This window comes from Microcoleus sp. CAWBG640, assembly GCF_020883015.1.
Classification (GTDB): domain Bacteria; phylum Cyanobacteriota; class Cyanobacteriia; order Cyanobacteriales; family Microcoleaceae; genus Microcoleus; species Microcoleus anatoxicus.
Window position 1 is genome coordinate 1 of record NZ_JAHRFC010000132.1, and the last position, 10196, is coordinate 10196.

Here is a 10196-nt window from a genome sequence, read left to right on the forward strand (position 1 = left end):
TCCTCTTCGTATTCAGGAGTCTTAGTCTTCTCAGGGATATTCACGCGAGGAGCCTTGTAAGGCTTCGGCGCTTCATCATCAGCCCAAGCATCGGCTTCCACATCATCCTCGTACTCGTATTCCACCACCGGCTCTTTTTTGGTGCTATAACTTTCAGGACGATCGTACTTTTTCTCTTCGTACTCTTCCTCATAATCGTCTTCCTCGCCGCCCCAATTATCCTCTTCATAATCATCGTAATCATTCACCGGAGGTGGTTGCACCTGACGCAGGGGCTGTCGCACAGCAGGCCGATTCCACTGCGAATCCTCATCCCAAGGAACCTCCTCCACCACAGGGGCTGCTGTCTTCCGGACCATGGACGGGGCTGCTAGGGGTACTCCAGGCCCCAATTGATTTGGCGTTCCCACGGGCTTGGGATAATAGCCTTGTTCGTCCTCTTCTCGTTCCCAGGGTGCTTGTCCTAAGCCGACGCGCTCCAACAAGCCGACACTAAGTTGTCGGAGTCTTTCCTCGGAACCTTCAAATACAATTAAGCGATTGGGGCCACTGCTGACAATTTCCTCAATTCCCAAGTCATAGGTGCTGAGCACTTGTTCGGGGATTTGGGGGATTCCCAGAGAAGCAATCACGATGGAAACTAACTTACCGTCTTCGGGGTCGAACCGAAAGCCTCGCACTCTCCCCAAAAGTTCGCCGGTTTCGGTGATGACTTCGCTGTTAATCAAAATACTGTAGACTTCAACATCAATATCGTCTTCGATCGCGCTCTCATCTTCCACCAACAGCACGTCGCCGATTTCGCTGACACTGGTGAGGAACATATACTTAGGCATTCCAGCCACTGCAAATATATTATCTCGTAGACCGATCGCCACAACTTCCCGCCGGTCGATGTCCACCCACAGTTGACTAACTACACCCAGGCGTTTACCTCTGTCGCGGGTGATGACTTGAGTGCCGAGAATATCGGAGCGTTGGCAGATTTGTTCGGATGTCATTCTAATTGTGATCCTAATTTATTAATGAAGTACATATATCACTCAACATGGTCAGTCGATATGAGATTTGAGACTTGAGATTGGAGATTTACTCCACAGATTAACCTAAGAGCTGGAACTGTAGTCTAAAATTTTCATCTCTTTAACGACTTAAATCGGGGACTATAACTTCAGCCCCAACACTTGAGTATAAGCTCCCCGTGCTTGAGTAACACCAATTGTACGCTGAGCCGATTGAATCATAGGTCGCCGCAAACTCACAACAATAAACTGGGCTTGTTCAGACTGTCGTTTTATCATTCTAGCTAATCGCTCCACATTTGCCCCATCCAGAAACATATCCACTTCATCAAAAGCGTAGAACGTAGACGGGCGGTAGCGTTGCAGCGCAAAAATAAAACTCAGCGCCGTCAAGGATTTTTCACCTCCAGACATGGAAGCCAGACGTTGTACGGGCTTACCTTTTGGGTGAGCGACTAGATTCAAACCGCTACTGAAGGGGTCTTCTAGATCGTCTAGCTGTAGATAACCGTCACCTTCGGAAAGTTCCGCAAAGATAGTCTGGAAGTTTTCATTTACAGCATCAAAAGCTTCTTTAAAAGCACGTCGCCGTAGGGTGGTAAAGTTTTCGATTCTCAACAGCAGTTCTGTCCGTTCACCTTCCAAGGTTGTCAATTTTTGACTCAATTCTTGCAGCCGTTCTTGAGTGCGATTGTACTCAGATAATGCTAGCATATTCACTGGTTCTAGAGCTTGAATCCTTTTGGCGATCGCCTTTACTTCCTGCTGCAATTCCATCAAATTTCCCTGCTCCACATTTTCGGGAATCGACGGGACTGGATCGGGCATTTCCGCCCGCGCCGATGCCAATAAATCCCGAACTGCGGTCAATTGTTCCCGTCGTTCTTGCTGGCTTTCATTCAGTTTTTGTAACTGCCATTGTAACTGCTGTTTGGCTAAATGTTTTTCTCTGACTTGAGACTCTGCCCGATCGCGTTCTCCCTTCTGCACGCCCAATTTTTCCTCAATTTCTGCCACCGCCGCCTTAGCTGTAGCAATTTGTTGGTCGATCGCCAACTCCTGAGAAACTATCAGATTCAGGGCATCGGCGCAAGTATGTTGCTGGATTTGCCATTCCTGCAATTTCTCGCAGCCTGCTTTAATTTTCTCCTCCCAACGCCCGAATTGAGTTTCCAGGTCTAAAAGCCGCTGCTGGACCTTTCTGAGAGCCAATTCTCGCTCTTGCAGTTGGGCTTCTAGGCTACGAAGACTAGATTGCATTTGTTGCCATTCGCTATGACTGTTGGACTCTTCCAACTCGGCCAAAGTTTGGCGGTACTGCTGCAATTCGGTTTCCTTTCCTGGCAATTCTCCTACCAGCCATTGCAATCTGGACTGGGAATTGGTTAATTCTTGAGTATTTTTAGTAATTTGCGATCGCCCTTGTTCCTGTTGGGCTTCTAGCTTGATAATTTCTGTCGCTAATTGTTCCAGCCGCAACTGATGTTCGCGCAAATTTTGTTTAGCTTCCATCAATTCCTGACTGCTGGTTTTGAGAGCAACAGAGCTGCGATCGATCGCTATTTTGCACCGTTCTAAAATCCGTTCTATTTCCTGAAGGCGTTCTTGCTCATAGGCGATCGTCCTTGCTTCAACTTGTGCCTCCGACGCATCAACCGTACCAAAATGCAAGGTCGATCTATTGCTAGAACTCCCCCCAGTCATCGCCCCACTCGTCTCCAAAATTTCCCCATCCAAAGTCACAATCCGGTACTGTCCCAAATAGCGGCGAGCATCACTGAGATTGCTAAACACCACCGTACTGCCAAAAACATAGGCAAAAATCTCATTGTACCGCCCATCACAGTCAATCAAATTCACCGCCGTATCCACAAAACCCGCCGCCCTACGCAAATTTTCATTCACCGAAAATCTACCACCCCTAATTTTATTCAACGGCAAAAACGTCATCCTACCAGCCCGTTTTTGTTTCAACAATTCAATCGCCTGGGCAGCTATGCGGTCATCTTCCACCACCATATTTCCCATCCGACCACCCGCCGCAATTTCCAATGCTAATTGATAGCGTGGTTCCACCCTTCCCAGTTGAGCTACCAGCCCACAAATTCCGAATATACCACTTTGTACTATCACTTTGGCGGTAAAAGTTCCCGTGGCTTCTTGGAGTGCTTGAAACTGCATTTCCAGTTTATCTAATTTCCGCTGTCTTTCCCGTTGTTCTACTAACAAACGAGTTTGAGTTTCTTGTTGTAATTGCAATTCTTGTTCATTTCCCGCCACAATTTGAGTCAGGGATTCTACTTGCAAAGCTGCTATTCCTTGAGTTTCCATCAGCCGGGATTGTTGAATTTTTTTCCCGGCTATTTCCTGGGCTAATACTTGCAGGGATTGGTTTTGTTCTTGAATTTGACTTTCTAGGCGATCGACTCTTTCTCCAATGGCTGCTTGTTCGGCGCGAGCGGGTTCCAAACTTTGTTGCACAGTTTCTATTTGGCGGTGCAGTTCCGTTTGCTGTTGTACCCAAGCTTCGGCTGTCGAGGCGATCGCATTGGCAACTTCCCGATGCTGCTCTAAAATTTGCCCCGCTTCATCCCGCTGTTGGATTAAAGTTGCTTGCTCAGACTTAACATAAGATATTTCTATCTCAATTTGCTCCAGACTTTGCCGGAATTGCCGAATTTCTTGCTCAATTTGTGCTATGTTTGCTGCCAATTGTCCCGCAGTAGTTTCCAATTCCTGCTTGCGGTTTTGCATTTGCCGTCGTTCGGCTTCTTGGGTCGCCATGGTCGATTGTAGCGCCAACAATTCCGACTCTCCCAAGGCTTTGACGCGGGCATTTAGTGCGTCAAGTTCTGTGGTTACTGTGTGAATTTCAGTGTTAATGGTTTGCAGTTGTTCGGTGAGAGCGGTACCATGGCGATCGCCAGCTTCGATTTGTTCCCGCAGTTTCCATTCTTGCTTTTGCAACTGACGGAATTTAAGGACAATTTCCCACTGGGATTTTTCTTGAAGTTCCGCCCGCAATTTTTGATATTTTTCCGCTTTTGTGCGATCGCTAGCCAGTCTATCTCGCTGAGAAATCAACTCTTTTTCCACAATGCGGCTGCGTTCTTCCACATCCTTAACTTCATCCAATTTCTGCCTAGCTAAGGAGATTTTGCGATCGAATTGAGCGACACCAGCCAACTCGTCAATTATTTCTCGTCGTTCTTTGGAATTCATCGAAATAATGCTAGTAACGTCCCCTTGCAATACGACGTTATAACCTTCGGGATAAATTCGCAATCGGTTGAGTTGTTCGTGAAGTTGAGTTAGGGTACAAGGTTGCCCATTAATATAATAAGTAGAAGTGTAAGTTCCTTGGCGAGTTACTCGCAGTTTCCGCGTGACACTCCATTCCGAGGATTTGAGATTTTCGAGTTGAGATTTGCGATTTGAGATTTTCGATTTGTCAAGATTTTGTGGAGTTTCGGGACTTTCGACTTGGGGGATTTCTACTACTTCTGCTGGTACTGCGGGCACTTCAGAGAAATCATCTGCTGCATCTGGATCTTCCTCATCTTCCTCATCACCAAACCATTCATCTCCCACGCCTTCGAGGGCGAAGGTGGCCGTAACACTAGCTTCCATCGTACCGCGTTTATTTTGGGCATTGTTCACCAAATCCGGCAAACGTTCAGCCCGCATCCCTTTAGAACTCGAAAGTCCCAGACAAAACAGCAAAGCATCGAGGATATTGGATTTCCCAGAACCGTTGGGACCCGAAACCACGGTAAAACCAGGCAGCACGGGAATGGCCGTCGTGCCACCAAAAGATTTAAAGTTAGTTAGTTCGATCCGTTTAATGTGAACCATATGCTAGGACTAGCTTTGGCTCTAAGTAATTGTTCCAAGGTAACACAAGCACCGCTGATGATGAACAAAGTTTCAACTTTCGCAGTCGCGATCGAACAGATATCTTACACCTTTGTCAAGAACACAGGATGCCTGTTGAGCAACAACTGGTGGAGAATACCCCCACCAGATGCCAGCCCTGAAAAAATTGTAAATTTTGATGCAGTTAATTAAATTAAGGGCGATCGGGATGATTTGTGCAACTTTTCCTGAAAGGCTAGGCCAGAGAGCGTTTGGGAAGTAGGAACTCCGAAATTCTTCTGATACCCCCTAGACATATGAAATCTTTCGGGTAAAATCGAAACCAAAATTAATAACGTATGAAGTAACAAATCACATATGGAGGGCAAAATCATTAAACCAGCTCTGAACTCATCCAATATGTCAGCTTCACCCGAAAGCGACCAACCAGTATTAAAAATTTGGGGTCGCCAGCCCCTCAAAGGACACGTCAAAATCAGTGGGGCCAAAAACTCTGCCTTAGTAGTCATGGCTGGTGCCATCCTCTGCCCGGAAGATTGCCGTCTCCGCAACGTTCCCTCCCTAGTCGATGTCGCCCGGATGACGCAAATTCTCTCCGCTGTAGGGGTCAAAATCAAGACTAATGGGGATATCTTAGATATCAATGCCAGCGAACTCATAGACGCTCAAGCTCCCTACGAGTTAGTCAGCCAACTGCGGGCGAGCTTTTTCATCATCGGCCCGCTGCTGGCACGTTTGGGATTTGCGAAAGTCCCCTTACCCGGTGGGTGTGCCATCGGTGCCCGACCAGTGGAACTCCACGTTCGTGGTCTGCAAGCCCTCGGCGCTGAAGTCCACATCGACCACGGCACTGTTCACGCCTACGTCAAAGGGCCAAACCGCCGTTTAAAGGGAGCTAAAATTTATTTAGATTATCCCAGCGTCGGAGCGACGGAAACCTTGATGATGGCTGCTACCTTGGCTGAAGGAGAAACCATCATTGAAAATGCGGCTCAAGAACCGGAAGTGGCAGATTTGGCGAATTTCTGTCGCGCTATGGGAGCGCAAATTCAGGGCGCTGGGACTAATACCATCGTCATTTCGGGGGTTCCCAAACTTCACTCCGTAGACTATTCAATTATTCCCGATCGCATCGAAGTCGGCACATTTTTAGTAGCCGGAGCGATTACTCACTCAGAAATCAGTTTATCGCCAGTCATTCCCGACCACATCACCGCAGTCATTGCTAAGTTGCAGGTAATGGGAGCAAAATTGATTACAGAATCTCCCGACCTGATGCGGATAGTTCCCGGTCAGATTCATAAAGCCACAGACATCGAAACTTTACCTTACCCTGGTTTCCCCACAGATATGCAGGCTCAGTTTATGGCCTTGCTAACTACGAGTGAGGGCGACAGCATCATTAAGGAAACTGTGTTTGAGAACCGCTTGCGTCACGTAGCCGAACTTAACCGTATGGGTGCGGACATTCGCGTCAAAGGCAATGTGGCAGTGGTGCGCGGAGTGCCCATGCTGTCGGGTGCGCCTGTCACAGCAACAGATTTGCGGGCTTCGGCGGCTTTGGTACTGGCGGGACTGGCTGCCGATGGTGTCACCACCATCAGCAGTTTGCAGCATTTGGACCGCGGTTACGAGCAGTTAGAGGTGAAATTGCAAAAATTGGGAGCGAAATTGGAGCGGGTGAAAGAGGGTACAGCAGTCGCTAATGTTGAGGCTCCTGTCGAACCAGTGCGATCGGGTTTAAAGTAGTCATTAGTCATTGGTCATTAGTCAGTAGTCAGTAGTCATTAGTTAGTAGCGGCGCCCTGCCCTTCGACTCCGCTCAGGAACCGCGTAGTCGAAGGGTCGAAGGGTCATTAGTTAGTAAAAAGTCCTTACTACAAACTTTAATGACCAATAACCAATGACCAATAACCAATGACCAATGACCAATGACCAATTCCCCATTCCCCATTCCCCATTCCCAACTGACTAAAATGTCGAACATACCCCTCATCGGTTTGAAAGCAGACCAGTTTCGTCACCCCCTCGATTTGGAAGCTACTAATACTCTCAAACAACTGCCGGGCTTGGATTTGATGGTGCGGCAGTTGTTAGGTCAAATTGGCGAACAGTTTTTCATGCTGGAACATCTGGCTTCCAGCGTCCAAGTGGGGGAAAATCAATTGCCCCACCTACATCATTTGTTATTGGATGCCTGCAAAACTCTGGATTTGGAAGTGCCTCAACTTTATGTCCGCCAGCATCCCATGCCCAATGCTTACACCTTTGCGATGCGGGGAAAACAGCCTTTTGTGGTGATGCACACTTCTTTGATCGATTTGCTCACAGATGAGGAAGTTAAGGCGGTAATTGGTCACGAGTTGGGGCATTTGAAGTGCGAACATGGAGTTTACTTGACTCTGGCTAATTTAATTGTGTTAGCGGCTGGTCAAATTTCCCCTTTGGGAACCGTGCTAGTCCAGGGTTTGCAGGCGCAAATGTTGGAGTGGCTCCGATGTGCTGAATTTACTTGCGATCGCGCGGCTTTGTTGGCAACTCAGGACTCAAAAGTGGTAGCATCGGTGTTGATGAAGCTGGCCGGAGGTTCTCCGACTTTGGCTCCCAAACTGAATGTTGATGCTTTTTTGGCCCAAGCGCGGGCCTACGATGACCTCAGCAGCACGGAGTTAGGGCAAATGCTCAAGCAAGCTCAGACTTCTCAGTTGTCCCATCCAGTCCCAGTATTGCGGGCAAGGGAAATCGATCGCTGGGCCAGTTCAAAAAATTATGAATCTTTGCTTGCACAAAGTCGATCGGTGTGTTATGATAGTGAAACTAAGAAAAAGGGCGGGTGGCGAAATTGGTAGACGCATCAGACTCAAAATCTGACACCGAAAGGTATGAGAGTTCGATTCTCTCCCCGCCCACTACCAATAATCAAAACAATACGGTGTGTGGCAAACAAGCGAGACTTTAGTCCCGATCGAGAAGTTGCTAGTAGAACCTCAATCAAGAGTGTTCTTCGTAATGTGATAAAATTTGCATTGTGAGTAAGAAAAATAAACATCTACGCAGGCAGTGTCGATCGTGTCAATGGGCAAGTCTTTGCGTTAATGTATCTCAGGATGGCTCGCTCCTGATGGAAAAACAATGAAATCATTAGTTCGTTTAGGTGCAATTTTGGGGATTGTCGGCAGCACTCTGCTTGGCCCGTCACCCCTAGGTAATATGTCTGCAATGGCACTGCCGGAACCGCAAATTTTGGAAAAGTTGCGATCGGTTCCAGTGTTTACCATTACAGATGCTCAGGGTGCACCTCTGATCGCTTCTGTACCGAAGCAAGGTCAGGGTCAAACTGGTAATGCTTCTGTGGCTGGAATTTTCATCAGCCAGAAGGACGCTCAAGCTTTTGTCGATAAACTGAAAACCAGCAATCCTCAGTTGGCGGCATCGGTGCGCGTAACGCCCGTGTCCCTCGGAGAAATTTATCAAATCACTCAGGCAAATAAAGGTAAGCCGGATGAAGTATTGTTTGCCTACGTTCCGACTCCCCAGCAAGTCCAGTTAGCTAAAACTGTACTTCAGCAGACTGGGCAACAAGTCAACGAGTTCAATGGTGTGCCTCTGTTTTTGGCTAGAGGTGGCCCGGAAAATGGTTATTTGACCATTCAGCGCGGTCAGGAAGAGGTGATTCCTCTGTTTTTTAACAAGGAAGAATTGCAAGGAATGGTGGAGCGTTTTAAACAGCAGCAGCCAAGCGTAACGACGGCAATTAAGATTGAGGTAGTTAATTTGGAAAGCGTTTTGGAAGCTTTGCGTACTGAAAACGACAAATTTTTAACACAACTGATTTTGATTCCTTCACGGGAGTCACTGGAATTTGTGCGATCGCTCCAACCCGCGGGCGCAGGGAACCAAAGTCAACCTCCGGCATCCAACCAAACCAGACCGGCACCTCAAGCTCCAATTCCCAGCCAACCCCGACCAACTCGTTAATAATTAGTCAGTTGACAGTTGACTGTTGACAGTTGACAGTTGGCAGTTGGCAGTTGACAGTTGGCAGTTGACTGTTGACGGTTGACTGTTGACGGTTGACTGTTGACTGTTTTCATTAGTTACCAATGCCCGATGCCCAATGCCCGATGCCCGATGCCCAATTCCCAATTCCCAATTCCCAATTCCCCATTCCCATGTTTGTTTCTGGTTTAGAGCTTTGGCAGTGGATCGATCGAGCTAAGGTAGAGGCGATCGATTCTGATGTTTCCTTAACCGAACTAGAATGGCTGCTGCAAGAGTTGACAAGTTTGGATAAATTGGCTCTGCGTTTGGAGTCATTTAAAGATTTACTCCAAATTAAATCGAATTTATCCTTAGCTGAACTTGACCAATTGTGGAAGCGACGGTTGCAGGAACGAGTGCCTGTGCAGTATTTAACTGGCACTACCTATTGGCGAGATTTTTCCCTCAAGGTAACGCCGGCGGTGCTGATTCCTCGTCCTGAGACAGAATTGCTGATTGATTTGGCTGTGGAAGCGCTGAAGCCCGATCGCCTTCATACTAAATCTAATTGGGTGGATTTGGGAACTGGTAGTGGGGCGATCGCGATCGGACTAGCTTCGGTATTGACAAATTCCACAATTTATGCTGTAGATTTTTCGACCGCAGCCTTGGCAGTTGCTCAACAGAATGCGGAGAATTTAGGTTTTGGCGATCGCATTAAATTCGATCGAGGTGCGTGGTGGGAACCGCTAGAATTCCTGAAAGGGCAAGTTAGTGGCATGATATCTAACCCACCTTACATACCCAGCAGCACAGTATTGACTCTGCAACCGGAAGTTACCAAACACGAACCTCATCTGGCCTTAGACGGCGGTTTAGATGGATTAGATTGCATCCGGCATTTAGCCGAAACAGCTCCCGATTATTTAGAATCCGGGGGAGTCTGGTTGGTTGAAATGATGGCTGGACAAGCTGAGGCGGTAGTTGAAATACTGGAAAGTCAGGGGAGTTATTGCGATGTTCAGATATTTGCTGATTTAGCGGGAATCGATCGCTTTGCTTTGGCGTATCGGCGCTAGAAAGGATTACTCAATTTTAAATTTTGGATTTTGGATTGAAAAGCTACCCCTTCCCACTTAAAGAATATGGAATTATTGAACCGCGAAGACGCGAAGGACACGAAGGAAGAAAATAAATAGGGTTTGCTGAATAATCGATCGCAAACTGAGAGCAGGAGCGATCGATATATTCAAGCTCGGTTAAATATAAGTTTTTCTGTATCAATTCCACCCAGTTATAATTGTAAATTATCTTCAC

Annotated in this window: 6 protein-coding genes and 1 tRNA gene; 5 read left to right on the plus strand and 2 right to left on the minus strand. The window is 47.4% G+C overall.

Annotated elements, in window-relative coordinates:
* The coding region (locus AAFP11_RS28445; protein ID WP_341740044.1) for a PRC-barrel domain-containing protein at window positions 1–1001 on the minus strand (1001 nt) is incomplete at its 3' end.
* Between the two features lie 162 nt (window positions 1002–1163).
* Window positions 1164–4877: a chromosome segregation protein SMC gene (gene smc / locus AAFP11_RS28450; protein WP_341740045.1), complete on the minus strand. Its 3714-nt coding sequence runs from the start codon at window positions 4875–4877 to the stop codon at window positions 1164–1166.
* Between the two features lie 420 nt (window positions 4878–5297).
* Here smc and murA point away from each other — a divergent pair, with 420 nt between their 5' ends.
* The 5 genes from murA (at window position 5298) to prmC (ending at window position 9958) form a co-directional block, all read left to right on the plus strand.
* Window positions 5298–6647, plus strand: coding sequence for a UDP-N-acetylglucosamine 1-carboxyvinyltransferase (gene murA / locus AAFP11_RS28455; RefSeq protein WP_341740046.1), 1350 nt, complete (start codon window positions 5298–5300; stop codon window positions 6645–6647).
* Window positions 6648–6874: 227 nt separating this feature from the next.
* Window positions 6875–7747, plus strand: a complete 873-nt coding sequence (locus AAFP11_RS28460) for a M48 family metallopeptidase (RefSeq protein WP_341740048.1) — start codon at window positions 6875–6877, stop codon at window positions 7745–7747.
* Window positions 7726–7807: transfer RNA gene (locus AAFP11_RS28465), tRNA-Leu, on the plus strand. The genes AAFP11_RS28460 and AAFP11_RS28465 overlap by 22 nt, the downstream gene beginning before the upstream one ends.
* A 223-nt stretch (window positions 7808–8030) precedes the next feature.
* The gene (locus AAFP11_RS28470) at window positions 8031–8876 is read left to right on the plus strand and encodes a Tic22 family protein (protein ID WP_341740047.1); all 846 of its coding nucleotides are present in this window, start codon (window positions 8031–8033) and stop codon (window positions 8874–8876) included.
* Between the two features lie 194 nt (window positions 8877–9070).
* Window positions 9071–9958, plus strand: a complete 888-nt coding sequence (prmC, locus tag AAFP11_RS28475) for a peptide chain release factor N(5)-glutamine methyltransferase (RefSeq protein ID WP_341740049.1) — start codon at window positions 9071–9073, stop codon at window positions 9956–9958.
* Window positions 9959–10196 lie beyond the last annotated feature (238 nt).